This is a genomic window from Cupriavidus sp. WS (assembly GCF_000395345.1).
GTDB lineage: Bacteria > Pseudomonadota > Gammaproteobacteria > Burkholderiales > Burkholderiaceae > Cupriavidus > Cupriavidus basilensis_B.
Genome location: NZ_AQPL01000126.1, coordinates 16,322 through 40,012 on the forward strand (window position 1 = coordinate 16,322; position 23,691 = coordinate 40,012).

Here is a 23,691-nt window from a genome sequence, read left to right on the forward strand (position 1 = left end):
ATGAACTCAATGACGGACTCAAAAAACGGACCGCCTGCGGCGCAGTCCGGCGCGGCGCCGCAGCAAGGCGCCGCGGCGACGCGGCGCAAGGCGGTTGCCGCCGGTGTCGCGGGAAACATCCTGGAGTGGTATGACTTCGGCGTCTATGGTTTCCTGGCGGCCATCATCGCCAGGAGCTTCTTTCCGTCGGCAAGCGGGGTGGGCTCGCTGCTGATCGCCTTCGCGACGCTCGGGGTGGGCTTCGTGGCGCGGCCGGTCGGCAGCATCGTCCTGGGCCATCTCGCGGACAGGCGGGGCCGCAAGACCGTGCTCACGCTGACCATCTTCCTGATGGCGGGGAGCACGGTCGCCATCGGGATCCTGCCGACCTACGCCTCGGCCGGCGTGCTGGCGCCGGTGCTGCTGGTGCTGGCCCGGCTGGTCCAGGGGTTCGCCGCCGGCGGCGAATGGGGCAGCGCGACCGCGTTCATCACCGAGTGGGCGGGCGAGGGCCGGCGGGGTTTCGTCGGCGCGTTCCAGCAATCCAGCATTGCGATCGGGCTGCTGCTCGGCTCGGGCGTGACGGCGATCCTGGCGTCCTCGCTCAGCGCCGCGGACCTCGAAAGCTGGGGCTGGCGGATTCCGTTCCTGCTGGGCGCCATTCTCGGCCCGGTCGGCGGGTATATGCGCCGGAACATCGCGGAGCCGCCGGTCTATCAGTCCGCCTCGCCGTCGGGCCGGCTGCCGCGCGCGGCGTTCGCGCGGCGCATCGGCCACGCCATCGTGTTCGTGGCGATCTGGGGCGTGGCCTCTTACATGGTGACGGTCTACATGCCCACTTTCGGCCAGACCTACGGCGGCCTCACGCGCAGCGAGACCCTGTGGTCGGTGACCATCGCGCTGGCGCTGACGGCGGTCCTCGCGCCGGCCTTCGGCCACGTCTCCGACCGCATCGGCCGCAAGCCCGTCCTGCTGGCCGGCTGCGTGGGGTTTCTCGTGCTGTCGTATCCGCTCTATGGCGCGATCCTGTCCCATCCCGGATCGGTTCCGGTGTTCCTGGCGGTGCAGTGTCTGCTGGTGGCGCTTTACTCGCTGCTGGCCGGCGCGGGGCCCGCGTACCTTACCGAAGCCTTCCCGACCTATATCCGCACCACGGGCATCTCCATTGCCGGGGCCTGCGCCGGGCTGTTCGGCGGTTTTGCGCCGCTGACCGTGACCTGGATCATCCAGGGCACCGGGGCATCGACCGCGGCGGGCGCGTTCCTTGCTGCCGTCGCGCTGGTGTCGCTGCCCGCCGTCCTGACGATCCGGGACGCGGCCCACGCGCGCCTGGAATGAATCCGGCATCCTGTTCCGCAGCCACGGGCCGCGCGGCGGCTCGCGCGGCCCACACGAAAAATGCACACCCATGCCTGAAACTGTCATGAATGCGAACCCCGGCCAGACGCCGGGACAAGGAAAGATCCAGACGGTGCTCGGCCCGATCGAGCCGGCGGCGCTCGGCCCGACGCTGATGCACGAGCACCTGCTCATCGACCTGACGCCGCCGCCGTCGCTGCTGGCCGGCGGGCCGGCGCAGCAGGAGGCGGAGATCACGCTGTGCAATTGCTGGGGCATCAGCAATGGCCAGAAGTCCTATCTGAAGAACTACCAGCTGGACCAGATCGACGTGGCCGCCGAGGAGGTCCGCGACATGATGGCCGCCGGCGGGCGGGCCATCGTCGACCTGACCAATGGCGGGCTGAAGCCCGACCCGCTGGGGCTGGTCCAGATAGCGCAGCGCACCGGCGCCTACATCGTGATGGGCTGCGGCCACTACGTGCAGGCCTACCAGGACCCGGCGAATCACGGCAGGAGCGCAGACAGCTTTGCCGCCGAGATGGTCGGCCAGTTGACGCGGGGCGCGTGGGGCACGGACATCCGCGCCGGCATCATCGGCGAGATCGGCTGCCAGTCGCCGTGGACCGATGTCGAGAAGCGCGTGATGCGCGGCGCGCTGATCGCGCAGTCCGAGACCGGCGCCGCCATCAACGTGCATCCGGGCCGGCATCCGGACCAGCCGGCGGAGATCGTGTCGTTCATCGCGGCGGCCGGGCACGGCGTCGGGCGCGTGATCATCAGCCACGTGGACCGCACGATCTTCGACGACGACCGCTTGCTGCGCCTGGCCGACAGCGGATGCGTCATCGAGTTCGATCTGTTCGGCTGGGAGCAGAGCTACTACCCGATGTCCAGCGAGATCGACATGCCGAACGACGGCGCCCGGCTCAGGATGGTGAAGCTGCTCGTGGCGCGCGGGTACCGCGACCAGGTCCTGATGAGCCAGGACATCTGCACGCGCACGCGGCTGGGCCGGTACGGCGGGCATGGCTATCAGCACATGTTCGCCAATATCGCGCCGCGCATGCTCCATCGCGGATTCAGCCAGGCGGATGTCGACGCGATTCTGGTCGACAATCCCAGGCGCCTGCTGACGATCGGCTGATCCCGGCGCGGCGGGCCGAAGTGCCGCTTGGCGTACAATGATCTTACTGAACACCAAGTAAGAGACATGATGGCGACAGGCACCAGGAATGCCCGGGCAAAGGCCGGCGACAAGGATACGGGCAAGAGCGCGGCCAAGAGCGTAACCAAGGGCACGGCCAAAGGCGCCACCAAGAGCGCCACCAAAAGCGTGGCCGGGGACGCGGACAAGCGCGCGGACAAGGGCGCGGGCGTTCGCAAGCGCGCGGCGCCGGACGCGCGGCCCGCCGTCAGGAAAGAGGGCGCGCGCGCGACCCGCGGCAAGGCTTCGGGGCCGGGGCTGACCAGGGAAAAGATTGTCGCGGCCGCCCTCGAACAGATCGACCGCAACGGCGTCATGGCGTTCAGCCTGCGCGACGTCGCCAGGTCACTGGGCGTCTATCCCGCCGCCCTGTACTGGCACGTGGCCACGCGCGACGACCTGCTGGCGTCCGTGGTCGAGGCCACCATGGTCGACGTGGCGCCGGAACCGGGCGAGCTGGCGTGGCAGGACTGGCTCAGGGAGCTGTTCGTGCGCTGCCGCGATGTCATGCGCCGGCACCCGAACATCGCCCAGCTGGTGGGCGCCCAACTGGTGGCGAATGCCAGCCTGAGCCCCACGCTGATCGATCGCATTCTCTCGGTCCTGAGGGCGGCGGGCTGTCCCGACGACCGCATGCTGGAGATGTACAACGTGGTCATCTCCACGATGGTGGGCTTTCCGACGCTGGAATACGCCTCGGTGCCGAAGGACGACACGGACGCCTGGGCGCGGCAGTTGCAGGAGCGGACCCGCTCGATTCGAGCGCTGGACTATCCCACGCTGGCCCGCTACCTGCCGGAGATGGCCAACAAGGCGTTCATCGTGCGGTGGCAGAACGGCACCGACGCGCCCATGGATTCCAGCTTCGGCCTGTACGTGGACGTGGTCATCCGCGGCATCGAAAGCAGCCTGGCGCGTTAGATTACCTTGCCGGGATTCATCAGCCCGCGCGGATCCAGCGCCTGCTTGATGGCGCGCATCATGGCCAGCTCTACCTCGCTCTTGTAGCGGCGGTTTTCCTCGCGCTTGAGCTGGCCCAGGCCGTGCTCGGCCGAGATCGAGCCGCGGTGCGCGTGCACGCTGTCGTGCACGATGGCGTTGATGGCCGGGCTGTTGTCGAGGAAGGCGTCGTGGTTCTCGCCGGCCGGCGGCGACACGTTGTAGTGCAGGTTGCCGTCGCCGAGATGGCCGAAGGTGACCATGCGCGCGCCGGGGAAGGCCTGCTGGATGCGCGCGTCGGTGGTGTCGATGAAATCGGCGACGCGCGAGACCGGCACGGCGATGTCGTGCTTGATGTTCTTGCCTTCCTCCACCTGCGCCAGCGGGATGTGCTCGCGCAGGTTCCAGAAGTCGCGCGACTGCTGCACCGACTCGGCCACCACCGCGTCTTCCACCACGCCGGTCTCGAACGCGGTTTCCATCATGGCCTCGAAGATGGCGCGCGCGTGTTCCTCGCTTTCGTTGTCGGACAGTTCCAGCAGCACCACCTGCGGATGCGGGCGGTCGAACGGATAGCGCAGTTGCGGGTAGTGCGTGGTGACGAGCGACAGGCACATCTGCGACATCAGCTCGAAGCCGGTCAGCAGCGCCCCGGCGCGCTGCTGGGCGATGGCCAGCAGCGCCAGCGCGGCGCGCGGGCTGGCCACCGCGGCCAGCGCGGTCACGCGCGCGCGCGGCAGCGGGTAGAGCTTCATGACGGCGGCGGTGATGATGCCGAGCGTGCCTTCGGCGCCGATGAACAGGTCGCGCAGGTCGTAGCCGGTATTGTCCTTGCGCAGGCCGCGCAGGCCGTCCCAGACCTCGCCGGACGGCGTGACTACTTCCAGCCCCAGGCACAGCTCGCGCGTGTTGCCGTAGCGCAGCACGCCGGTGCCGCCCGCGTTGGTGCCGAGGTTGCCGCCGATGGTGCAGCTGCCTTCGGCCGCCAGGCTCAGCGGGAACAGGCGGCCGTGCTCGCGCGCGGTGTCCTGCAGCTGCTGCAGGATCACGCCGGCTTCCACGGTGACGGTGTTGTTGAGCGGGTCGACCTGCCGCACGCGGTTGAGCCGCTGCAGCGAGATCACCACGGACCCGGTGCCGGCCATCGGCGTGGCGCCGCCGCACAGCCCGGTGTTGCCGCCCTGCGGCACCATCGCGATCTGGTGCGCGTGGCAGGCATGCACGGCGGCGGCGACTTCCTCGGTGGTGCCGGGGCGCAGCACGGCGATGGCCTCGCCGGTGTAGCGCTTGCGCCAGTCGGTCAGGTAGGGCGCCTTGTCGGCGTCGTCGGTCAGCACGTGCTGGCTGCCCAGCGCGGCGCGGCAGAGGGCGAGGAAGGATTCGAACTGCGTGGCGGTCATGGTGAGGTCCGGTGCGGCTTCTGGTGTGGCGGGCGGCTACTTGCGGCGGGCCGGCTGCAGCGCCCGGGCGCGGCGCTTGTACGGGCGCAGGTAGAGGATGGTGGCGAAGAAGAACAGCAGCGTCAGCGCCACCTCGAGCCACGCCAGCGCGGAGGAGGGCGGGCGGTCGCTGGTGGCGCGCACGATGCCTTCGGTGAAGAACAGCAGGATCAGCATCGACGACCACTGCATGGTGTAGCGGTTGCGCGTCAGCACGCCGCGCAGCGGCAGCAGCAGCGGCAGGAACTTGAGGACCAGCCACGAGCCGCCCGGGCGCAGCGGCGCGAGGAACCATTCCCAGGCGATGCACAGCACGATCAGCGCGAGCAGGCTGCCGGCGCTCAGGCGGTACAGCGCGGCGCTGTGCAGCGCGCCGTCGGTGGCCGCGGCGTCGCCGGCGCCGGCCGGCGCGGCGCTCATGCGCGGCTCCCGGCGGCCAGCCGCAGCGCGGTCTCGGCCAGGCGGCGGCCCATCGCGCGCGCCAGCGCGGCTTCGTCCTCGGACACCGGCGCGCTGTTGTCCACGCGCGCGTGGTGGCTGGGGCCGTAGGGCGTGCCGCCGCCGGCGGTGGTCATCAGCGCGCTTTCCGAGTAGGGCAGGCCGACCAGCAGCATGCCGTGGTGCAGCAGCGGCAGCATCATCGACAGCAGCGTGGTTTCCTGGCCGCCGTGCAGGCTGCCGGTGGCGGTGAACACGCAGGCCGGCTTGCCGCTGAGCGCGCCCGCCAGCCACTGCGCCACGGTGCCGTCGAGGAAGTATTTCATCGGCGCGGCCATGTTGCCGAAGCGGGTCGGGCTGCCCAGCGCCAGGCCCTGGCATTCCTCCAGGTCGCGCAGCTCGGCATAGGGCGGGCCGTCGGCGGGGATGTCCGGCGCGGTAGCCTCGCTGACGGTGGATACCGGCGGCACCGTGCGCAGGCGGGCATGGGCGCCGGGCACGCTGTCGATGCCGTGGGCGATCAGTTCCGCGAGCTTGCGGGTGCTGCCGTGGCGGCTGTAGTAGAGGACGAGGATGTCGGTCATGGACGGGGCCGCGGCTGGCCGCGCCGGGCGGCAGGCAGCAAGGGCAGGCTGGTTGGCGCCGGGCGCGGCGCGCCGGGCAATGCGCGTATTATAGTTGTGGCCCCGGCGCGGCCCGCCGGAGCCGTCATGGCGGCGTCGCCGGCGCCGATTGCTGTCGATTGCTATCGATTGCTGCCGATCATTGCCGCCCGTCATCACCACCCATCATCACCGCATCACGCCAGGAGCCCGCCCCCGCATGTTCGCCGCCCGCATCGTCCGCCTGCGCAGGGAATGGAACCTGCAGAAGCTGCGCGCGCTGACCCGCTACGCGCTGCGCCGCGCGGCCGAGGACCGCCTGCCGCAGGTGTCGGCCAGCCTGACCTTCACCACCGTGCTGGCGGTGGTGCCGGTGCTGACCGTGGCGTTCGCGCTGCTGGCCGCGTTCCCGGTGTTCCGCGAGTTCCGCAGCTCCATCGAGACCTTCCTGTTCCAGAACCTGATTCCCGGCAACGTCAGCGATTCCATCACCAGCTATCTCGGGCAGTTTTCCAAGAACGCCAGGGGCCTGACCGCGGCCGGCCTGGGCGGCCTGATGGTGACTTCGGTGCTGACCATGCTGACGGTGGAGGACGCGCTCAACGCGATCTGGCGCGTCAAGCAGCGCCGCCCGCTGGCGCAGCGCGTGCTGGTGTTCTGGGCGGTGCTGACGCTGGGGCCGGTGCTGATCGGCGCCAGCCTGTCGATCAGCTCCTACCTGATCTCGGTCTCGGCCGGCTACGCGGGCACCATGCCGCTGGGGCTGGGCCTGCTGGTGAGCCTGACGCCGGTGGTGCTGTCGGCGCTGGCCTTCGCCTTCCTCTACATCGCCGTGCCCAATGCCAGCGTGGAGTGGCGCGACGCCATCACCGCCGGGCTGGTGGCGGCGCTGGCGTTCGAGTTCGCCAAGCGCGGCTTCGGCTACTTCGTCACGCACATCCCGACCTACACCGCGGTCTACGGCACCTTCGCCGCGCTGCCGATCTTCCTGCTGTGGATCTACCTGAGCTGGCTGGTGACGCTGCTGGGCGCCACCATCGCCGCCAACCTGCCGGTGATCCGCCAGGGCTACTGGCGCCGCCGCACGTTCGCCGGCAGCGAGTTTTTCGACGCGCTCGGCGTGCTCTACCTGCTCTACCGCGCGCGCGACGAAGTGCCGCGCAGCATCGGCGAGCTCGACCTCGGGCGCAAGCTGCGGGTGGAAGCGGACTACCTGTCCGGCCTGCTCGGTCGGCTCAAGGCGATGCACCTGATCGGCAAGCTGGCGCAGGACCGCGGCCAGGCCCACTGGGCGCTGCTGTGCGACCCCGCCCACGTGACGCTGCGCACGCTGCACGACCGCCTGGTGCTGAACCTGCCGCGCCTGCCGCGCACCGCGCTGGCGCAGCAGTTGCAGGGCGCCGACGCGCTGCGGCAGGTGCTGGACAACCCGCGCCTGGACCAGCCGCTGGAAGCGGTGTTCGCGCAGCGGCAGGCGCAGGCCCAGGTCTTGGCGGAAGAGGAAGCGGCGGCGCCCGGCCGTCCGGCCGAGGGCGCGCGCCGCGCGCTGGAAGTGGTGCCGCCGGGCTGGCACGGCCAGATCTGAGCCGCGCGCGCGGCTAGAACGGAATCCTGCCGCGCCAGATGTCGGCGTACATGACCCAGTCGCCCATCAGGCTGTAGAACGGGTGGCGGAACGTGGCCGGGCGGTTCTTCTCGAACCCGAAATGGCCGACCCAGGCGAAGGCGTAGCCCGACACCGCGGCCGCCGCCAGCCACCACCAGTTGCCGCTGATGAGCAGCGCCAGCAGGCACAGCAGCGCCACCGTGGAGCCGGCGAAATGGAGCCGGCGGCAGGTGAGGTTGCGGTGCTCGTTCAGGTAGAACGGGTAGAAGGCGGCGAAATTCCGGAATTCGCGGGTGCGTGCCTGGGGCATGTCGTACTCCTGTGGGGGTGCGGCATGTTTCAGTCTAGCCGGCATGGGGCGGGTGTCCAGAGGGGTCTTCACGGGGCTGCCATGCCGGACAACACCGTTGGCCCTGCTTGATGTGGCTCCTAGCTAAACCGCCCCTCTCCCCGGCCCTCTCCCCGTGAGGGGAGAGGGAGGACACCATGCTTGGGCTAGCTCGCGCGGTGTGGGCCCATTCGCGGGCTTCGCCAGTCGCCGGGGGGTTGCTCCCCTCTCCCGCTTGCGGGAGAGGGGTCGGGGGAGAGGGTCGGCGTGCCTTTGGGCCGAAGCCTCGCTCAGCCCGCCGCCACCGCCTTGCGCGCGAACGCGGCCAGCGCGTCGAGCACTTCGTCGGGTTTTTCGCCCATCAGCGCGTGGCCGCAGGGCACGGAGACGGTGCTGGCCGAGGCCATTTTCGCCGCCAGTGCCAGCGCGGCCTTGGGCGAGGTCATCATGTCCTTGCTGCCGCTGATGAACAGCGCCGGGCAGCGCACCGCGGCGGCGGCGGCTTCGCCGTTGGCGTAGGCGTTGCAGGCCGAGAAGTCGTTGTGGAAGACGTGGCCCTGCGGGTTGCGCTGCGCCACGCGCTCCATCAGGCGCTGGCTGCCGCCCTGCATCCACGAGCCGGGTCCCGGCGAGGACGGCTTGTTGGCGAGGCTGGAGTGCGACCACGCATTGACCATCGCGATGGCCTGGTCCACCTGCTTGAGCGAGGCTTCGAGCAGGGCGTCGGAGACCTTCATCGGGTAGGCCGTGGCCAGCAGCGCGATGGCGCGCACCGCATCGGGGTGGCGCGCGGCGGTTTCCAGCGCGATCAGCGATCCCATGCTGTGGCCGAACACCAGCGCCGGCGCGGCGACGCCGGCGGCGCGCAGCAGTTCAGCCACCCAGTCGGCCATCGCCTCGATGGTCTTGAGCGGCGCGCCTTCGCTGCGGTTGTGGCCGGGCAGGTCCACCGCCAGCACGCCGAAGCCGTGGTTGGCGAACCAGCGCGTCTGCAGGGCCCACACGCTGTGGTCGTTCTGCGCGCCGTGCACGAACACGGCGCACGGCAGGGCCGGGTTGAAGGGTTTGCCGCCGGTGTAGGCGTAGGCCTTGCGGCCCGCGATCGTCAGTTCCATCAGGCTTGCCCTCCCTTGCCGCTCATGGCGCGCTCGGCGGCCTTGAGGCCGCGCTTGAGATCGTCGATCAGGTCGTCCGCGTCTTCCAGGCCGACCGACAGGCGGATGGTGCCTTCGCCGATGCCGGCGGCCTGCAGCGCCGCCGCGTCCATGCGGAAGTGCGTGGTGGAGGCGGGGTGGATCACCAGCGAGCGCGCGTCGCCGACGTTGGCCAGGTGAGAGAACAGCGCCAGGCTTTCGATGAAGCGCTGGCCGGCGGCGCGGTCGCCCTTGAGGTTGAAGCTGAACACGGCGCCGGCGCCGCGCGGCAGCAGGCGCTTGGCGAGTTCGTAGTCGGGGTGGGATTCGAGCTCGGGGTAGGCCACCGACTCCACCATCGGGTGCGAGACCAGGAACTGCACCACGCGGCGCGCGTTGTCCACGTGCCGGGCCATGCGCAGCGGCAGGGTCTCGATGCCTTGCAGCAGTTGCCAGGCGGCCATCGGGTTGAGGCAGGCGCCGAAATCGCGCAGGCCTTCGCGGCGCGCGCGCAGCAGGAACGGCGCCACCGTGCTTTCCTCGGTAAACACCATGTTGTGGAAGCCGGCATACGGCTCCGACAGCTCGGGGAAGCGGCCGGAGGCCTCGAAATCGAAGGTGCCGCCCTCGGCCAGCACGCCGCCGATGGTGGTGCCGTGCCCGCCCAGGAACTTGGTGGCCGAGTGGTAGAGCAGGCCGGCGCCGTGGTCGAACGGCCTGAGCAGGTAGGGCGTGGTGAAGGTGGAGTCGACCAGCAGCGGGATGCCGTGGTCGCGGCCGAGCTGGGCCAGCGTGGGGATGTCGAGCACGTCCAGGCCGGGGTTGCCGAGCGATTCGCCGAACAGCAGCCGGGTCTCGGGCCGGATGGCGGCGCGCCAGGCGTCGATGTCGCGCGCCTGCACGAAGGTGGTCTCGATGCCGAAGCGGCGCAGCGTGTAGTGCAGCAGGTTGTGCGAGCCGCCGTACAGCGCGCTGGACGCCACGATGTGCGAGCCGGCGCCCATCAGCGTGGCCACGGCGAGGTGCAGCGCGGCCTGGCCGGAGGCCACGCCGATCGCGCCGGCGCCGTTCTCCAGCGCGGCGACGCGCTCCTCGAACACCGCCACGGTGGGGTTGGAGATGCGCGAGTAGACGTGGCCGGCGCGTTCCATGTTGAACAGCGAGGCGGCGTGCTCGCTGTCGCGGAAGACGAAGGACGTGGTCAGGTGGATGGGCGTGGCCCGCGCGCCGGTGGCGGGGTCGGGGGCGGCGCCGGCATGCAGCGCCAGGGTGTCGAATCGGGTACCGGACATGGCTTCCAGGGCAAGAGTTGTCTCCGGTGCGCATCGTAGCATCCGGCGACGGCGCCGGGGCACGGCAAAGCGCGCGCCGGGGCGGCTCGCGGGGCCGCCGCGCTTTACTTGGGCGGGCGGTTTCGGCTAGGATCGGCCCATCCGGCGGTGCCGGCCCGTGCCCGCGCCGCGCCAGGGCGGAACCGGCCCGGCGCGGCCGGCGGCGCGGCGCCATCACAGCGGCAGTACATCAGCAGATACATACAAGCAGATTCAGCAAGCGGAGACCACCATGAAAGTCAGCGACATCCTGCAGATCAAGGGCAACACGCTCTTTACCGTGACGCCCGACACCTCGCTGCAGCTGGCGGTCAGGACGATGGCCGAGCACGACATCGGCTCGCTGGTGGTGATGGAGTACGGCGAGCTGGTCGGCATGCTGACCTTCCGCGAGATCATCAACACGCTGGCCGCCAACAACGGCTCGGTGGGCACCTTCAGCCTGCGCAAGGTGATGGACGACGCGCCGCTGACCTGCACGATGGAAACCGACGTCAACGAAGTGCGCCGCATGATGCTGGAACGCCACACGCGCTACCTGCCGGTGATGGACAACCGCACCCTGATGGGCGTGATTTCCTTCTACGACGTGGCCAAGGCGGTGGTGGAGGAGCAGAGCTTCGAGAACCGCATGCTCAAGGCCTACATCCGCGACTGGCCGGAAGAAAAGACCGACTGAGGCCGGCGGCGCGCCGCGGGTGCCGGACGGGCGGCGCCGCGGCGATGTGAACGGAATCAAGCGCCGCGGGTATGCATCGGGTGTGCATCGGGTGCGCGCGCCGCGGGCGCGCCTGCGGCGGCAGCCACGTTGCCAGCAATGTCGCGCCGGGGGCCCGCCACGGGCATCCGGCTTGCCGGGGTCATCTCTTTCCTGTCTACATGAGCCAACAAAACCAATTCCGACTGCTCCGCTCGCGCCGTTTCGCCCCGTTCTTCTGGACCCAGTTCCTCGGGGCCATGAACGACAACCTGTTCAAGGTTGCCTTTACCTCCCTCGTCACCTACCACACGGCCCTGTTCGAGGGCGTCGACGCCCGCAGCGCGGCGTTCCTGATCTCGGCCATCTTCATCGCGCCGTTCGTGCTGTTCTCGGCCACCAGCGGGCAGATCGCCGACAAGATCGAGAAGTCCCGGCTGATCCGCATGGTCAAGACGCTGGAGATCGGCATCATGCTGCTGGGCCTGGCCGGCTTCGCCCTGCACAGCGCGGCCTTGCTCTACCTCGGCACGTTCCTGATGGGCCTGCACTCGACGCTGTTCGGCCCGGTCAAGTTCGCCTACCTGCCGCAGCATCTCGATGAAACCGAGCTGGTCGGCGGCAACGGGCTGGTGGAGATGGGCACCTTCGTCGCCATCCTGCTCGGCACGCTGCTGGGCGGCGAGCTGGCCGGCATCGCGCACGGCGGGCGCATGACGGGGCCGCTCTACGTGGGCGCGGCCTGCGTGCTGCTGGCGCTGGCCGGGCGCGTGGTGTCGGCGCGCGTGCCGGACTCGCCGGCGCCGCAGCCGGACCTGCGCATCAACTGGAACCCGTTTACCGAGACCTGGCGCAACCTGGCGCTGGCGCGCACCAACCGTACGGTGTTCCTGAGCCTGCTCGGCATTTCCTGGCTGTGGTTCCTCGGCGCGACCTTCCTGACCTCGTTCTTCAGCTTCGCCAAGGACGTGCTCGGCGGCGACCAGAACGTGGTGACGCTGCTGCTGGCGGTGTTCTCGCTCGGCATCGGCACCGGCTCGCTGCTGTGCGAGCGGTTGTCGGGGCGGCACGTGGAGATCGGGCTGGTGCCGTTCGGCTCGATCGGCATGACGGTGTTCGCGCTCGACCTGTTCTTCGGCAGCCACGGCGAGCATCACGCCGAACTGTCGGGGCTGGCCGGCTTCCTCGCCGAGCCGCGCCACTGGCGCGTGCTGGCCGACCTGTTCCTGCTGGCCATGTTCGGCGGCTTCTACAGCGTGCCGCTGTACGCGCTGATCCAGAGCCGCTGCGCGCCCACGCACCGGGCCCGCATCATCGCCGCCAACAACATTCTCAACAGCTTTTTCATGATCGCTTCGTCGCTGATGGCGATGGTCATGACCCAGGCCGGCTTCACCATCCCCGAGCTGTTCCTGGCGGTGGGCGTGCTCAACGCGGTGGTGGCGATCTACATCTACAGCCTGGTGCCCGAATTCCTGCTGCGCTTCATCGCCTGGATCCTGGTGCACACCGTGTACCGGCTGCGGCGCGTGAACGCCGAGCGCATCCCGGCCGAGGGCCCGGCGGTGCTGGTCTGCAACCACGTCAGCTTCGCCGACGCGGTGGTGCTGATGGCGGGCAGCCCGCGTCCGGTGCGCTTCGTCATGGATCACCGCATCTTCAAGGTGCCGCTGCTGTCGTGGTTCTTCCGCCAGGCCAAGGCGATCCCGATCGCGCCCGCGCACGAAGACCCGCAGATGCTCGAGCGCGCCTATGACGAGGTGGCGCGCGCGCTTGCCGAGGGCGACCTGGTCTGCATCTTCCCCGAGGGCAAGATCACCGCCAACGGCGAGATCAATCCGTTCAAGCAGGGCGTGCAGCAGATCATCCGCCGCACGCCGGTGCCGGTGGTGCCGATGGCGCTGCGCGGGCTGTGGGGCAGCTTCTTCTCGCGCCAGGGCGGCGCGGCCATGTCGCGGCCGTTCCGGCGCGGCATCCTGAACCGGCTGGAGCTGGTGGTGGGCGACCCGATCGCGCCGGAGCTGGCCACGCCGGAGAGCCTGCAGCAGGTGGTGCAGGGCCTGCGCGGCGAGTGGCGCTGAGGCGTCCCCGCGGCCGGCATGCGGCGGTTTCGCCGCACGCCGGCGCGGGGCCGGGCGGGCGGCAAAAGCCTTACAATGTAGCCCGTTCCCCAATTTCCACGCGCTGTCGCGGTTCTCCATCATGTCCGGCAATACCCTCGGCCTGCTCTTCACAGTCACCACGTTCGGCGAATCGCACGGCCCGGCCATCGGCGCGGTGGTGGACGGCTGCCCGCCGGGCATGGCCCTGAGCGAGGCCGACATCCAGGGCGACCTGGACCGCCGCCGGCCCGGCACCTCGCGCCACGTCACCCAGCGTCAGGAGGCCGACCAGGTCGAGATCCTGTCCGGCGTGTTCGAAGGCAAGACCACCGGCACGCCGATCTGCCTGCTGATCCGCAACACCGACCAGCGCAGCAAGGACTACGGCAACATCGTCGAGACCTTCCGCCCGGGCCACGCCGACTACACCTACTGGCAGAAGTACGGCATCCGCGATTACCGCGGCGGCGGCCGCTCGTCGGCGCGCCTGACCGCGCCGGTGGTGGCGGCCGGCGCGGTGGCCAAGAAGTGGCTGCGCGAGCAGTACGGCACCGAGATCCGGGGCTACATGTCGCAGCTGGGCGAGATCCAGGTGCCGTTCATGGACTGGGCCGAGGTGCCGCAGAACCCGTTCTTCGCCGCCAACGCGGAGATCGTGCCGGAGCTGGAAACCTACATGGACGCGCTGCGCCGCGACGGCGACTCGGTCGGCGCGCGCATCGAGGTGGTGGCCAGCGGCGTGCCGGTGGGCCTGGGCGAGCCGCTGTTCGACCGGCTCGACGCCGACATCGCGCACGCCATGATGGGCATCAACGCGGTCAAGGGCGTGGAGATCGGCGCCGGCTTCGACAGCGTCGGCCAGCGCGGCAGCGTGCATGGCGACGAGCTGACGCCGGAGGGCTTTCGCACCAACAATGCGGGCGGCGTGCTGGGCGGCATCTCGACCGGCCAGGACGTGACCGTCTCGCTGGCGATCAAGCCCACTTCCAGCATCCGCACGCCGCGCGAATCGATCGACAAGACCGGCCAGACGGCCACCGTGGAGACCTTCGGCCGCCACGACCCGTGCGTGGGCATCCGCGCCACGCCGATCGCCGAGGCCATGCTGGCGCTGGTGCTGATCGACCACGCGCTGCGCCAGCGCGCCCAGTGCGGCGACGTCAAGGTCGACACGCCGCGCATCCCCGCGCGGGCGCCGCAGTCCGGCCAGCCGCGCTGAGTTGGCGCGGGTCCAGCCGCGGGCCGGCGAGACGGCCACGCAAGCGGCCGGCGCCGGGCCGGCCGGGCGCCTGTCCGAGACGCGCTTCGGCCTGTTCTATCTCGGCTACTACGGTTATGTCGGCGTCATCTCGCCCTATGTGAGCCTGTTCTTCGCCGGGCGCGGCTTCAACCCGGTGCAGATCGGCGTGCTGATGGCGTGCTTCCAGGTCAGCCGCATCGTCGGCCCGTATTTCTGGGGCTGGCTGTCGGACGTGATGCATACCCGGGTGCGCCTGCTGCGCCTGGCCGGCGTGAGCGCCTTGCTGGCCTTCCTGGCGGTGCCGGGCATCACCAGCTACGGCGGCATGATGGCGATGATGATCGGGCTGAACCTGATCACCAGCGCGATGTCGCCGCTGGGCGACGCGCTCACCATTTCCACGCTGCGCCGCTACGGCGCCTTCGATCACCGCTACGGGCGCATCCGCATGTTCGGCTCGGCCGGCTTCATCGCCGCCGTGCTGCTGGGCGGCGCGCTGTTCGGGCGGCTCGGCATGGAGGCTTTTCCGTGGCTGGCCAGCGCCATGCTGGCGCTGTTCCTGGTGGTGGTGTTCGGCCTGCGCGACGCGCCCGAGGAAGGCCCGCGCGTGAAACCGCCGCCGGCGCTGCCGCTGCTGCGGCGCGCCGACGTGCGCTGGTTCATGGCCTCGGCCTTCCTGATGATGTTCGCGCACGCCGCGCTGTACGTGTTCTATTCGCTCTACCTGGAGCAGCTCGGCTACAGCAAGTTCGCCATCGGCGTGATGTGGACCATCGGCGTGGTGGCGGAGATCGTGTTCTTCTTCTACCAGGGCCGGCTGTTCGACGCCGTGCCGCTGCGCGCCATCCTGGCCGGCACCTTCGTGCTGGCGGCGCTGCGCTTCGGCCTGACCGGCTACCTGGCGCAGCTGGCGTGGCTGATGGCGCTGGTGCAGGTGCTGCACGCGGCCACCTTCGGCGCGCACCACAGCGCCAGCCTCAAGCGGCTGCAGCGCTGGTTCGCCGGGCCGCTGCAAGGGCGCGGCCAGGCGCTCTACACCGGCATTTCCTACGGCCTGGGCGGCACGCTGGGCGGGCTGGCGATGGGCTGGACCTGGAAGGCGCTGGGGCCGGCCCATACCTTCGGGCTGGCCGCGCTGGCGGCGGCGGCCGGCGCCGCGTGCGCGCTGATGACGTTCCGCGCCGAAGCCGCGCAGGCTCGCGCCGACGGCTAGGCGCTCAGGCGCTCACACCAGGCTGGCCACGCGCTCGGCCAGCGCCAGCGAGGAGGTCAGCCCCGGCGACTCGATGCCGAACAGGTTGACCAGCCCCGGCACGCCGTGGGTGGCCGGGCCGTCGATGCGGAAGTCGGCGGCGGCCTCGCGCGGGCCGCTGATCTTGGGGCGGATGCCGGCGTAGCCGGGCTGCAGCGCGCCGTCGGCCAGCGCGGGCCAGTAGCGGCGCACCTCGTCGTAGAAGCTGTCGGCGTCGGACGGGTCGACGCCGTACTCGATCTCGTCGATCCAGCGCACATTGGGACCGAAGCGCGCCTGGCCGCCCAGGTCGATGGTCAGGTGCACGCCGAGGCCGGCCGCTTCGGGCACCGGGTAGATCAGCCGCGAGAACGGCGCGCGCCCGGCCAGCGTGAAATAGCAGCCCTTGGCGTAGAACTGCGGCGGAATGTGCGCGGCGGGCACGCCCTCGATGCGGCGCGCCAGCGCCGGCGCGGTGAGCCCGGCCGAGTTGATGACGGTGCGCGCCAGCAGCGTGGTGCCGTCCGCGCCGCCATCCGCGCCGCCGACGTCGAGGCGGATGCCGTCCGGCGTGACCGCACCGCCGGCCACCGGCGACTGCACCGCCAGCATGGCGCCGGCGTTTTCCGCGTCGCCCAGCAGCGCCAGCATCAGGCCGTGGCTGTCGACGATGCCGGTGGACGGCGAGAGCAGGGCGGCGAGGCACCGCAGGTTGGGCTCGAGCGCCTGCGCCTCGGCCTGGCCGATCAGCCGCAGGTCGTGCACGCCGTTGGCGGCGGCCTTGGCGCGGATGCCTTCCAGCGTGGCGACCTGGGCCGGCGAGGTGGCCACGATCAGCTTGCCGCAGCGCTGGTGGCTGACGTGATGGCTGGCGCAGTAGTCGTACAGCATGGCCCGGCCGCGCACGCACATCTCGGCCTTGAGCGAGCCGGCCGGGTAGTAGATGCCGGCGTGGATGACTTCGCTGTTGCGCGCGCTGGTGATGGTGCCGAAGGCGTTCTCGGCCTCCAGCACGATCACTTCGCGGCCCTGCAGGGCCAGCGCCCGCGCCACCGCCAGGCCCACCACGCCGGCGCCGATCACCACGCAATCCACTTTTTCCATCGTCTTCCTCGTTCCGTTTGTCCGTTTGTCCGTTCGTGACGTTCGTTCGTGAGCGGTGCCGCGCGGCGGCGGCATCTGCGCCGCTTCAGGGCAGCTTCAGTTCCAGCCCCATGCGCCTTGCCGCGGCCGCGAGGTGGCGGCGCGCGGCAAGGCGCGCCGCGCCGGCATTGCCGGCGGCGATGGCCTCGACCAGCGCTGCGTGCTCGCCGTCGGCGCCGCGCGAGCCGCCGCGAAAGCGCGCCGCGTTTTCCCACGCGGTCTGCCGCGCCGCCAGCAGGTGCTGGCCGACGAAATCGGTCAGGCCGGTGAAGCACGGGTTGTGCGCGGCCTGGGCGATGGCGTGGTGGAAGGCCACGTCAGCCGCGGCGGCGCCGGGAAAGTCCTGCGCGTGCTCGCGCATGGCGGCCAGCGCCGCGCGGATGGCCAGCAGGTCGTCCTCGCCGCGGCGCAGCGCGGCCATCTCGGCGCAGGCGCATTCCACCACCATGCGCAGCTCGAACAGTTGCGCCAGCGTCGGCCCGCCCTGCGGCACGCTCGGCATGCGCCATACCTGGCCGCCCGGCGTCTCCGAGACATAGGCGCCGGAGCCCTTGCGCGTCACCAGCACGCCGTCCGCCTTGAGCTGCGCGATGGCCTCGCGCACGATCGGCCGGCTCACGCCGAAGGTCTCGCCGAGCGCCGCTTCGGCCGGCAGGCGGGCGCCCGCGGCAAAGCGGCCGGCGGCGATGTCGGCGCGCAGGGCGTCGGCGATGCGGGTGGCGAGCGAGTCCGGGCGGCTGAGAATGGTCATCGTGATCTGTAAGTCTGTCAGACAGCTTTGCGGCATTTTCAGGGGAAAGGCGGGCGGCGTCAAGGCGTGGGAAGGCGTGCGATGGCCATCCCGCAACGCGGCGCTCAAGGTTTTTCGCGGGAGGCCGATAGCAAGTCTGATGAGACGCGCCATCCACCCGGGACCTCGTGGCCGGCGCGTCCGGCGGGTCCGGGCGGCGACATTGCGTGCCGGGTGCCCCGCCAGGTGGCGGCCCGCGGACCTGCATCAGGTCCGGCCGCCGTTCGATCCACCATGCCCGCCGTCGGGCATCCACCGCTGCTTCCCATGATTGCACTTACTCCTGACGATCTCCCGGTTGGCCAGCCCTTGCCCTGGTCCTTGCTGGACGAAAGCGGAAACCTCGTGCTCGGCAGCGGCAGCGTGATCCCCGAGGACCGCGACGTCGCGCTGGTGTTCCGCCACGGCGTCGTGTGCCGCCCCGACAGCGAGCCGGGCGACGCCGCCGAGAACGAGCGCCAGGCCAGCCCCGGGCCGTTCGGCCTGCAGGTCGGCACGCTGCTGCAGATCAAGAACCAGGGCCACGTCGGGCGCGCGGCGGCCAGCCGGCTGATCGGCTTCGTCGACCAGGGCATGTTCGTGACCTGGCCCCAGCTCGGCGGCAAGGAACTCCAGTTGCAGGCGGGCGAGACCGTGCTGCTGCGCGGCTTTTCCGGCCACGCCATCCTCAGCTTCGAATGCACCGTGACCGCGGTGTGCCGCAGCCCGTTCCGCTACCTGGTGCTGTCCGCGCCGGCGCAGATGCAGCAGTTGCCGGTGCGCAAGGCGACCCGGGTGCCGACCCGGCTGGCCGCGTACCTGGTGGACCCGGCCGGCGCGGGCGAGGGGGCTGCCGCCCACGCCGCCGGCGGCGAGGCTGGCGAGGGCGCCCAGCCGCCGCGCGGGCGCCAGCCGTCGCGCCTGGTGATGCTGACGGACCTGAGCACCGGCGGCGCGCAGATCGAGACCGCGGACGCGGTGCCCGCGCCGGGCACGCCGGTGCGGCTGTGCTTTCACCTGCGCACCGCGGCGCTGGACAGCGAGATCATGGTCGACGGCGTGGCGCGCAGCGCGACGCCGATTTCCGCCGCCTCCGGCTTTCCGGTGTTCGGCGTGGCGTTCGACCTGCTGGGCGAGCGCGAGCTGACGCTGTTGCAGTGCTATATCTACGAGCAGCTGCTGACCAGCGCCAGCATGCCGGTGCCGGGCTGACGCGGCGCCTCGCGCCGCCCCGTTTGGAGGAATCCTGCTAGCGCGCCGGCTTGCCTGGGCCGGGCCGCCGTCTTTACTCTCCTACCCGACAAGAACAAAGAAGGGGAAAAACAAGGGAACAACCCTGTCGTCGAGGAGACAAGATGGATCAAGGCAAGCGCTGCGGCGCAACAGAGACTGCCATGCCGGCCGCGCCGGCGTGGACGCGGGCAAGGATGCGCGCCGCGTGCAGGGCCGGCGTGCTGCTGGCCGCCGTGGCGGCGGCGTGGCCCGGAACGGCGGCGGCCGACGCCAACGCCAATTACGCCCGGACCCGCTACCCCATCGTGCTGGTCCACGGCCTGACCGGCGCGGCCCGCATGGGCGGCGTGCTGGACTACTGGTACGGCATTCCCCAGCTTCTGCGGGCCAACGGCGCGCGGGTGTACGTGGCCACCGTGCCGGCCTTCAACAGCGACGAGGAGCGCGCGCTGGCGCTGCAGGCCTACGTGCGCGGCGTCAAGCTCGACAGCGGCGCGGACAAGGTCAACCTGATCGGGCACAGCCAGGGCGGGCCGACCTCGCGCATGCTGGCCGCGATGTCGCCGCAGGACGTGGCTTCGGTGACCACCATCGGCAGCCCGCACCGCGGCAGCGAGCTGGCGGACCTGGTGCTCGACGTCGTCAACGGTATCAACCGCATCCCGCTGGCCGGCCCGCTGCTGGTCGGCGTGATCCAGGGCGTGGCCGACGCGATCGGCTGGTTCCAGGGCGTGAGCAATGGCGTGAAGCTGGACCAGAACGCGCTGGCCGCGCTCAAAAACCTGACCACCGCCGGGGTGGCCGCGCAGAACGCGCGCCTGAATGCCACGCTCAAGCCGGGCACGCCCTCGGCGCTGGGCCCGGACTGCGCCACGCCCGGCGTGCCGGTCGAGATGCGCCAGGCGCGCGATGCCGCCGGCAACCTTGTCAGCCACGCGCAGGCCGCGTATTCGTGGACCGGGCGCGGCGGCCCGGTCAGCCTGCTGCGCTCCAACCTGCTCGACCCCACCACGGCGCTGATGGCCGGCGCCGCCGGCCTGATGAGTCTGAAGGGCGCCGGCCCCAACGACGGCATGGTGTCGGTCTGCAGCAGCAAGTGGGGCCAGGTGCTGGCGACCGGCTACTACTGGAATCACCTGGACGAGGTGAACCAGCTTGCCGGCCTCTACCAGGACGCCGACCCGCGCGTGGTCATCCTCAACCACGCCAACCGCCTGCGCAATGCGCGCCTTTGAGCGGCGCTGGCCGGGCTGGTGGTGGATGGCGCTGCCCGGCTGCGCGCTGGGCGGCGCCATCTACTGGATGACGATGCCGCCGGCGCCAGTGCCGGCCGCCGCGCCGGTGGCCGCCGGCGTAGCGCCGGGCGGGCCGCCCGATGCCATGTCCGCATCCGGCGCGGCGGCCGGCGTGCCGGCGCTGCTGCCGTCGCTGGCTGGCGTGGACGTGCCCGCGGGCCTGGCGGCGGACGCGCGCGGCAACCTGCACGCAAGCCGCGCCCTGCGCGGCTATTTCGACTACTTCCTGTCCGCCGCCCACGATGCCGGCGACGCCGGCGCGCTCGATGCGCTCGTGCGCGCCGACATCCGCGCACGCGTGCCCGAGCCGGCCGCGACGCAGGCATGGCAGCTGTGGCAGCGCTATCGCGGTTATCTCGCCGAGGTCCATGCCGGCGCGGCGGACGCGGGCCAGGGACAGCCGGGCGACGATGCCGACGCGCTGTCGGCGGTCCAGGTGGCCCGGTTGCGCCGGCTGTGGGACGCGCGCCGCGCCGCGCGCCAGCGTCATCTGCCCGACGTGGCGGCAATCTGGTTCGACGCGGAGGAGGCCTACGACGCGGCCATGCTCGAGCGGCTGGAGGTGGCCGCGCAGCCCGGCCTCGACGCGGCGCAGCGCCGGCAGCGGCTGGCCGCGCTCGACAGCCGGCTGCCCGATGACGCCCGCGCGGTGCGCGCCGACAGCGCCCGCCCGCAGCAGATCGGCGAGACCATCGGCAGGCTGCAGGCCGAGGGGCGCAGCGCGCAGGACATCGCCGCGGCGCTGGCGCAGTCCCACGGCGCAGAGGTCGCGCAGCGCTACCAGCAGCAGGCGCAGGCCGACCAGTCGTGGCAGGAGCGCTACCGCGACTATGCCCGCCAGCGCGCGCAGGTCGAGCAGTTCCCCGGCCTCGCGGACGCCGACCGGCAGCAGCAGCTGGAACGGCTGCGGGCGCAGTCGTTCGCCGATCCCGGCGAGGCCCTGCGCGCCTACGTGCACGACACGGTATCCGGCAAGGTGTACGACCGCGCGGGCCAGGACCAGCCGGCCGCGCCGTGACGCGGCGGCGGCAACGCGCCGCCGCGCATGCGCGCGCCGTCCCGCGTCAGTATTCCAGCAGGGCCTTGCCGATCGTGTTGCGCAGGATCTCCGACGCGCCGCCGGCGATCTCGTACGCCTTGGCGTCGCGCAGGTAGCGGCCGTAGGGCGAGTTTTCCATCACGCCGTAGGCGCCGCAGATCTGGATCGCGGTGCCGGCCACCTCGGTGGCCAGCGCGGCGGCCATCAGCTTGGCCTCGCTCGACAGGCGCGGCACGTCCGCGCCGGTGTCGAGCGCCTGCGCGGCGCGGTAGGTCAGCAGCCGCGCCGCGTCGATGCGGGTGAGCATGTCGGCGAAATACCACTGGATGCCCTGCTTGTCGAACACGGTGCTGTCGAACACCTTGCGCTGGCGCGCGTGCGCGAGCGATTTGTCGAACGCGGCGCGGGCGATGCCGAGGCTGATGCCGGCGGCCATCGTGCGCGAATAGTTGAGCGTGGTCACGGCCGCACGCACGCCCTTGCCTTCGGTGCCGATGAGATGGTCGAGCGGCAGGCGGCAGCCGTCGAGCACGAGGTTGACGTGCGGGCCGTTGCGCAGGCCGAAGGTGGCCGAATTCGCGCCGACGTAGGTGGACAGCCCGCGGGTGTCGCCCGGCAGCGCGAACGCCGACACGCCGGTCTCGGTCTGCGCCAGGATGATGAAGAACTCGGCGGCGGACCCCGAGGTGATGAACGATTTCTCGCCGGTGAGCAGCCATTCGTCGCCGACGCGGCGCGCCTTGGTGTCGAGCGAGCGGATGTCGCTGCCGTGGTTGGCCTCCGTCAGCGCGTAGGCCGAGATCAGCCCCTCGGCGAAGCGCGGCAGGTAGCGCCGGCGGAGCGCTTCGTTGCCGAACAGGTGCAGGATGGTCTGCGCCTGCAGGATCGTGATCAGGCTGATGCCGACCGCCGCGCTGGCGTAGGACACCTCTTCGAACACCGCCAGCGCGTGCCGGTAGCTGCCGCGCCCGCCGAACTCGGCCGGCAGGCAGATGCTGTTGTAGCCCGCGCGCGCCAGCGCGCGGATCTCCGCCACGGGGTAGACGTCCTGCGCGTCGATGGCGGCGGCATTCGGTTCGACATGCGCCGCGACCAGCGCGCGCAGCGCGTCGACGAAGGCCGGCTCGACCATGTCCTGCCACAGCTTGTTGCGGTTTTCCTGCATCGTTGCCTCCTGTACTTTTTCTCTGTGTATTCAGTATATTGAAACTATATTCGTCTGGTTGACATTATACAGGCCGGTCGTAGAATTGGCGCAAGCGCCCGGCGTGGCACCGCGCGCAATCCAGAAGACAGAAGAATTCACAAGAAAGACCGGAGACAACGATGAAGTGGTACCGAGAACTCGGCAAGGACGAACGGCGCACCTTTGTGGCGGCGTTCGGCGGATGGGCGCTGGACGGCGTGGATTTCATGATGTTTACGTTCGTGCTCGGCACGTTCATGTCGCTCTGGCACATCGACCGCACCCAGGCCGGCATGCTGGGCACCGTCACGCTGCTGGTGTCGGCGCTGGGCGGCTGGGTCGCCGGCATCCTGGCGGACCGCTACGGCCGCGTGCGCGTGATGCAGTGGACGATCCTGTGGTTTTCCGTGTGCACCTTGCTGCTCGGCTTCGCGCAGAACTTCGAGCAGGCGTTCGTGCTGCGCGCGCTGCAGGGCCTGGGCTTCGGCGGCGAGTGGGCGGTGGGCTCGGTGCTGATGGGCGAGATCGTGCGCGGCGAGCACCGCGGCAAGGCGGTGGGCACGGTGCAGAGCGCGTGGGCGGTGGGCTGGGGCATCTCGGCCATCGCCTATACGGTGGTCTACTCGCTGGTGCCGGAGGCGCTGGCGTGGCGCATCCTGTTCTGGATCGGCATCCTGCCGGCGCTGCTGGTGTTCTACATCCGCAAGCACGTGCCGGAGCCGCGCGTATCGGCCAACGCGCGCGCGCTGGCCGCGGCGCGCGGGGAGTCGGTGCCGTTCCACCGCATCTTCTCGCCGGCGCTGCTGCGCACCACGCTGCTGACCTCGCTGCTGTGCACCGGCGTGCAGGGCGGCTACTACGCGATCACGATCTGGCTGCCGACGTTCCTGCGGACCAAGTACCACCTGTCCGTGCTCGACACGGGCGGCTACCTGATGGTGGTGATCGTGGGCTCGTTCGCCGGCTACATCGTCGGCGCCTACCTGACCGACTGGTGGGGCCGGCGCGCCAACCTCTACGTGTTCACGGTGCTGTCCGGGCTGTCGATCTGGTTCTACAGCCAGTACGACATCACCAACGGCCAGATGCTGGTGCTGGGCTTTCCGCTGGGGTTTGCCGCGTCGGGCATCTACAGCGGGCTCGGCTCGTTCCTGACCGAGCTGTTCCCGGCCTCGGTGCGGGCCAGCGGGCAGGGCTTCGCCTACAGCTTCGGCCGTGCCGTGGGCGCGCTGTTCCCGACGCTGGTGGGGCATCTGAGCGAGCGCATCGGCCTGGCGGCGGCGATCGGCGCGTTCGCGGGCGGGGCCTACGTGCTGGTGCTGATCGCGGCGACGCTGCTGCCCGAGACGCGGGGGACGGATCTGGGCGGCAGCCGCGAGGCGGCGCCGGCGTCCGCCGAGTGATGATCAGATAAGG

21 protein-coding genes are annotated in these 23,691 nt (G+C 70.7%); 12 read left to right on the forward strand and 9 right to left on the reverse strand.

The window, feature by feature from the left end; all coding sequences use genetic code 11:
- Positions 1-9 precede the first annotated feature (9 nt).
- The 3 genes from K206_RS0111535 to K206_RS38040 all read left to right on the forward strand — a co-directional run bounded on the left by K206_RS0111535 (position 10) and on the right by K206_RS38040 (position 3,445).
- The gene (locus K206_RS0111535; protein WP_020202569.1) at positions 10-1,317 is read left to right on the forward strand and encodes an MFS transporter; all 1,308 of its coding nucleotides are present in this window, start codon (positions 10-12) and stop codon (positions 1,315-1,317) included.
- Between the two features lie 85 nt (positions 1,318-1,402).
- Positions 1,403-2,464 carry a phosphotriesterase gene (locus K206_RS0111540; protein WP_020202570.1) on the forward strand — a complete coding sequence of 354 codons (1,062 nt, stop codon included), beginning with the start codon at positions 1,403-1,405 and terminating at the stop codon, positions 2,462-2,464.
- A 66-nt stretch (positions 2,465-2,530) separates the two neighbouring features.
- Positions 2,531-3,445: a TetR/AcrR family transcriptional regulator gene (locus K206_RS38040; RefSeq protein WP_020202571.1), complete on the forward strand. Its 915-nt coding sequence runs from the start codon at positions 2,531-2,533 to the stop codon at positions 3,443-3,445.
- Here K206_RS38040 and K206_RS0111550 read toward each other — a convergent pair.
- From K206_RS0111550 to wrbA, 3 genes are read right to left on the reverse strand one after another with little or no spacing between them, the layout of a single operon-like run.
- A complete protein-coding gene (locus K206_RS0111550; protein WP_020202572.1) occupies positions 3,442-4,863 on the reverse strand; it encodes an FAD-binding oxidoreductase in 1,422 nt (473 codons plus the stop codon). The genes K206_RS38040 and K206_RS0111550 overlap by 4 nt on opposite strands.
- A 36-nt stretch (positions 4,864-4,899) precedes the next feature.
- A complete protein-coding gene (locus K206_RS0111555) occupies positions 4,900-5,322 on the reverse strand; it encodes a DUF2069 domain-containing protein (protein WP_020202573.1) in 423 nt (140 codons plus the stop codon).
- A complete protein-coding gene (gene wrbA, locus K206_RS0111560) occupies positions 5,319-5,924 on the reverse strand; it encodes an NAD(P)H:quinone oxidoreductase (RefSeq protein ID WP_020202574.1) in 606 nt (201 codons plus the stop codon). The genes K206_RS0111555 and wrbA overlap by 4 nt, the downstream gene beginning before the upstream one ends.
- Positions 5,925-6,162: 238 nt before the next feature.
- On the opposite strand from wrbA, the gene K206_RS0111565 reads away from it, so the two are divergent.
- Positions 6,163-7,527: a YihY family inner membrane protein gene (locus K206_RS0111565; protein ID WP_020202575.1), complete on the forward strand. Its 1,365-nt coding sequence runs from the start codon at positions 6,163-6,165 to the stop codon at positions 7,525-7,527.
- A 13-nt stretch (positions 7,528-7,540) separates the two neighbouring features.
- On the opposite strand, the gene K206_RS0111570 is transcribed toward K206_RS0111565, so the two are convergent.
- The 3 genes from K206_RS0111570 to K206_RS0111580 all read right to left on the reverse strand — a co-directional run bounded on the left by K206_RS0111570 (position 7,541) and on the right by K206_RS0111580 (position 10,301).
- A complete protein-coding gene (locus K206_RS0111570; RefSeq protein ID WP_020202576.1) occupies positions 7,541-7,858 on the reverse strand; it encodes an Mpo1-like protein in 318 nt (105 codons plus the stop codon).
- 308 nt (positions 7,859-8,166) lie between these two features.
- Positions 8,167-8,991 (reverse strand): alpha/beta fold hydrolase, encoded by an 825-nt coding sequence (locus tag K206_RS0111575; RefSeq protein ID WP_020202577.1) that lies wholly within the window; start codon positions 8,989-8,991, stop codon positions 8,167-8,169.
- The gene (locus K206_RS0111580; RefSeq protein WP_020202578.1) at positions 8,991-10,301 is read right to left on the reverse strand and encodes an O-acetylhomoserine aminocarboxypropyltransferase; all 1,311 of its coding nucleotides are present in this window, start codon (positions 10,299-10,301) and stop codon (positions 8,991-8,993) included. Before K206_RS0111580 ends, K206_RS0111575 begins: the two co-directional genes overlap by 1 nt.
- Before the next feature lie 271 nt (positions 10,302-10,572).
- On the opposite strand from K206_RS0111580, the gene K206_RS0111585 reads away from it, so the two are divergent.
- The 4 genes from K206_RS0111585 to K206_RS0111600 all read left to right on the forward strand — a co-directional run bounded on the left by K206_RS0111585 (position 10,573) and on the right by K206_RS0111600 (position 15,592).
- Positions 10,573-11,019: a CBS domain-containing protein gene (locus K206_RS0111585; RefSeq protein WP_020202579.1), complete on the forward strand. Its 447-nt coding sequence runs from the start codon at positions 10,573-10,575 to the stop codon at positions 11,017-11,019.
- Between the two features lie 200 nt (positions 11,020-11,219).
- On the forward strand, positions 11,220-13,118 hold the full coding sequence (locus K206_RS0111590; RefSeq protein WP_020202580.1) for an MFS transporter: 1,899 nt from the start codon (positions 11,220-11,222) through the stop codon (positions 13,116-13,118).
- Positions 13,119-13,239: 121 nt separating this feature from the next.
- On the forward strand, positions 13,240-14,358 hold the full coding sequence (aroC, locus tag K206_RS0111595) for a chorismate synthase (protein WP_020202581.1): 1,119 nt from the start codon (positions 13,240-13,242) through the stop codon (positions 14,356-14,358).
- Between the two features lies 1 nt (position 14,359).
- On the forward strand, positions 14,360-15,592 hold the full coding sequence (locus K206_RS0111600; RefSeq protein ID WP_020202582.1) for an MFS transporter: 1,233 nt from the start codon (positions 14,360-14,362) through the stop codon (positions 15,590-15,592).
- A 12-nt stretch (positions 15,593-15,604) separates the two neighbouring features.
- On the opposite strand, the gene K206_RS0111605 is transcribed toward K206_RS0111600, so the two are convergent.
- Together K206_RS0111605 and K206_RS0111610 are read right to left on the reverse strand one after the other, a co-directional pair.
- Positions 15,605-16,714, reverse strand: coding sequence for an NAD(P)/FAD-dependent oxidoreductase (locus K206_RS0111605; protein WP_020202583.1), 1,110 nt, complete (start codon positions 16,712-16,714; stop codon positions 15,605-15,607).
- Between the two features lie 85 nt (positions 16,715-16,799).
- The gene (locus tag K206_RS0111610; protein ID WP_020202584.1) at positions 16,800-17,504 is read right to left on the reverse strand and encodes a FadR/GntR family transcriptional regulator; all 705 of its coding nucleotides are present in this window, start codon (positions 17,502-17,504) and stop codon (positions 16,800-16,802) included.
- A gap of 306 nt (positions 17,505-17,810) precedes the next feature.
- On the opposite strand from K206_RS0111610, the gene K206_RS0111615 reads away from it, so the two are divergent.
- From K206_RS0111615 to K206_RS0111625, 3 genes are all read left to right on the forward strand, one after another.
- A complete protein-coding gene (locus tag K206_RS0111615; protein WP_029043510.1) occupies positions 17,811-18,734 on the forward strand; it encodes a flagellar brake protein in 924 nt (307 codons plus the stop codon).
- Between the two features lie 143 nt (positions 18,735-18,877).
- Positions 18,878-19,990 carry a triacylglycerol lipase gene (locus tag K206_RS0111620; protein ID WP_155888039.1) on the forward strand — a complete coding sequence of 371 codons (1,113 nt, stop codon included), beginning with the start codon at positions 18,878-18,880 and terminating at the stop codon, positions 19,988-19,990.
- Positions 19,977-21,068, forward strand: a complete 1,092-nt coding sequence (locus K206_RS0111625; protein ID WP_231401596.1) for a lipase secretion chaperone — start codon at positions 19,977-19,979, stop codon at positions 21,066-21,068. The genes K206_RS0111620 and K206_RS0111625 overlap by 14 nt, the downstream gene beginning before the upstream one ends.
- 46 nt (positions 21,069-21,114) lie before the next feature.
- On the opposite strand, the gene K206_RS0111630 is transcribed toward K206_RS0111625, so the two are convergent.
- Positions 21,115-22,254 (reverse strand): acyl-CoA dehydrogenase family protein, encoded by a 1,140-nt coding sequence (locus K206_RS0111630; RefSeq protein ID WP_020202588.1) that lies wholly within the window; start codon positions 22,252-22,254, stop codon positions 21,115-21,117.
- Positions 22,255-22,415: 161 nt separating this feature from the next.
- On the opposite strand from K206_RS0111630, the gene K206_RS38045 reads away from it, so the two are divergent.
- Complete coding sequence (locus K206_RS38045) at positions 22,416-23,678, forward strand: MFS transporter (RefSeq protein WP_020202589.1); 1,263 nt, start codon at positions 22,416-22,418, stop codon at positions 23,676-23,678.
- Positions 23,679-23,691: the final 13 nt, after the last annotated feature.

What these genes read in the sequence shown, in the direction of transcription:
- wrbA (WP_020202574.1), bottom strand. Translation starts at nt 5,924, where the DNA reads ATGACCGACATCCTCGTCCTCTACTACAGCCGCCACGGCAGCACCCGC.
- K206_RS0111610 (WP_020202584.1), bottom strand. Translation starts at nt 17,504, where the DNA reads ATGACCATTCTCAGCCGCCCGGACTCGCTCGCCACCCGCATCGCCGAC.
- K206_RS0111615 (WP_029043510.1), top strand. Translation starts at nt 17,811, where the DNA reads ATGATTGCACTTACTCCTGACGATCTCCCGGTTGGCCAGCCCTTGCCC.
- K206_RS0111575 (WP_020202577.1), bottom strand. Translation starts at nt 8,991, where the DNA reads ATGGAACTGACGATCGCGGGCCGCAAGGCCTACGCCTACACCGGCGGC.
- K206_RS0111550 (WP_020202572.1), bottom strand. Translation starts at nt 4,863, where the DNA reads ATGACCGCCACGCAGTTCGAATCCTTCCTCGCCCTCTGCCGCGCCGCG.
- K206_RS0111535 (WP_020202569.1), top strand. Translation starts at nt 10, where the DNA reads ATGACGGACTCAAAAAACGGACCGCCTGCGGCGCAGTCCGGCGCGGCG.
- K206_RS38040 (WP_020202571.1), top strand. Translation starts at nt 2,531, where the DNA reads ATGATGGCGACAGGCACCAGGAATGCCCGGGCAAAGGCCGGCGACAAG.
- K206_RS38045 (WP_020202589.1), top strand. Translation starts at nt 22,416, where the DNA reads ATGAAGTGGTACCGAGAACTCGGCAAGGACGAACGGCGCACCTTTGTG.
- K206_RS0111620 (WP_155888039.1), top strand. Translation starts at nt 18,878, where the DNA reads ATGGATCAAGGCAAGCGCTGCGGCGCAACAGAGACTGCCATGCCGGCC.
- K206_RS0111555 (WP_020202573.1), bottom strand. Translation starts at nt 5,322, where the DNA reads ATGAGCGCCGCGCCGGCCGGCGCCGGCGACGCCGCGGCCACCGACGGC.
- K206_RS0111585 (WP_020202579.1), top strand. Translation starts at nt 10,573, where the DNA reads ATGAAAGTCAGCGACATCCTGCAGATCAAGGGCAACACGCTCTTTACC.
- K206_RS0111630 (WP_020202588.1), bottom strand. Translation starts at nt 22,254, where the DNA reads ATGCAGGAAAACCGCAACAAGCTGTGGCAGGACATGGTCGAGCCGGCC.
- K206_RS0111540 (WP_020202570.1), top strand. Translation starts at nt 1,403, where the DNA reads ATGAATGCGAACCCCGGCCAGACGCCGGGACAAGGAAAGATCCAGACG.
- K206_RS0111590 (WP_020202580.1), top strand. Translation starts at nt 11,220, where the DNA reads ATGAGCCAACAAAACCAATTCCGACTGCTCCGCTCGCGCCGTTTCGCC.
- K206_RS0111565 (WP_020202575.1), top strand. Translation starts at nt 6,163, where the DNA reads ATGTTCGCCGCCCGCATCGTCCGCCTGCGCAGGGAATGGAACCTGCAG.
- K206_RS0111605 (WP_020202583.1), bottom strand. Translation starts at nt 16,714, where the DNA reads ATGGAAAAAGTGGATTGCGTGGTGATCGGCGCCGGCGTGGTGGGCCTG.
- aroC (WP_020202581.1), top strand. Translation starts at nt 13,240, where the DNA reads ATGTCCGGCAATACCCTCGGCCTGCTCTTCACAGTCACCACGTTCGGC.
- K206_RS0111625 (WP_231401596.1), top strand. Translation starts at nt 19,977, where the DNA reads ATGCGCGCCTTTGAGCGGCGCTGGCCGGGCTGGTGGTGGATGGCGCTG.
- K206_RS0111570 (WP_020202576.1), bottom strand. Translation starts at nt 7,858, where the DNA reads ATGCCCCAGGCACGCACCCGCGAATTCCGGAATTTCGCCGCCTTCTAC.
- K206_RS0111580 (WP_020202578.1), bottom strand. Translation starts at nt 10,301, where the DNA reads ATGTCCGGTACCCGATTCGACACCCTGGCGCTGCATGCCGGCGCCGCC.